The organism is Bacillus sp. DNRA2 (genome assembly GCF_012843265.1).
GTDB lineage: Bacteria > Bacillota > Bacilli > Bacillales > Cytobacillaceae > Bacillus_BU.
This window is the reverse complement of sequence record NZ_JABAIT010000076.1, coordinates 1-1256: the sequence shown is the minus strand read 5'-3', so window position 1 is coordinate 1256 and position 1256 is coordinate 1. Positions and strand designations below refer to the sequence as shown.

At 34.3% G+C, this 1256-nt stretch carries 1 protein-coding gene; it reads right to left on the bottom strand.

Annotated elements, in window-relative coordinates:
* Nucleotides 1-496: 496 nt before the first annotated feature.
* Nucleotides 497-958, bottom strand: a complete 462-nt coding sequence (locus HHO41_RS22005; RefSeq protein ID WP_169102742.1) for a UPF0158 family protein — start codon at nt 956-958, stop codon at nt 497-499.
* Nucleotides 959-1256: the final 298 nt, after the last annotated feature.

The following is a 1256-nucleotide window of genomic DNA, read 5'->3' as shown; positions in this document are numbered from 1 at the left end:
AATAATTCTATGTCTACTAGTTCAAGCTGGCTTGTTTTAGATTGAGTCGAATTCGTACCATTTAGCAATGTAGTCACGCCTTCCGGGTATTTACTATATGTAAATTATTATACCACATTAACGCGTTAATTCGATAAAAACACAGACTTTCTCAACAGCCTGAGATTTTCCGTCTATTCCCTCAAAATAGGACAAATTTATAAGATTTTACTAACTTAACCGGAAAAATTCCGCTTAAAATTAAGGAAATATGGGTATTTCCCAAGTTAAGCGGAATTTGTCCGTCTATTTCTCAAACAAGGCAAAATCAACCACTAAACTTATCCAAAAAACACCAATTCCACAAACCAAACCAAAAAACAGGATGGCAACCACTAGCTAGCCATCCCAACAAAAGTGCCAGGCACCACCCGATTTTTCTTGTTACACAGATTTTTGTGAAACAAGATTTTTCGGGTGGTGCCTGGTACTTTAAATGATACTTTAAAGTATTATATCAATCTATATAGCCAATATTGTTACTTTCACATAGTTCCCTGGCAATTTCCTTATAGCAATTATCTCGATATTCATACCATTGCCTTTCAATTCCTAATCGATTTACATTATCTCTAAAACGCCGAAATGCTCCTTTTCCTTTAATGGAATTGAGTAACATGTCTCTTTTATTATTATCAGAAAGACTAAAACAAAAACCTTCGATCATCTTATATTCATTAATTTCAAAACTTGTTGGGAGTGACACATACGCATCAAAATTTTCAATTATGTCAATTGCAGTTTCCACATCATCTTGTTGCCAATCAGATAAATTCTCAACTTCCTCACCCTCTTCAGCCATCGATAATGCCTCAAGAGGGACATAAACGACTTCCCCTGTTTTCAGATTAAAGAATGACCGAAGTTCCTCTGACTGCATCTCAATTCCTTCGATTATATCTTTAAGTTTCACTTTCATATTATTAGACCTCTTTTTAATCATATTTTCTTCAGAGATACGTTATTTCCATCCGTTGTAAAATATAAATTTTGTACCTTTACTATATCAAAATTTCATAGTCTATTCATTCAAATGGTGGATTGATTAGCGGAGAAATTCCGTCTAATGCATAAAGAGGAAGCTCAAATAGCCCAAATAAACGGAGATTTTCCGTCTATCGGTCTAACCCCCTAAGTTTGGACACTTGCTCATGATTTCTTGCGATTCCTTACTTTCTCTAATTATGCAGAAATTTTGTAACCTGTAATTTTACCTT

Bases quoted from the DNA above. Each gene is read 5' to 3' on its own strand.
- HHO41_RS22005 (WP_169102742.1), bottom strand. From the start codon at position 958: ATGAAAGTGAAACTTAAAGATATAATCGAAGGAATTGAGATGCAGTCA.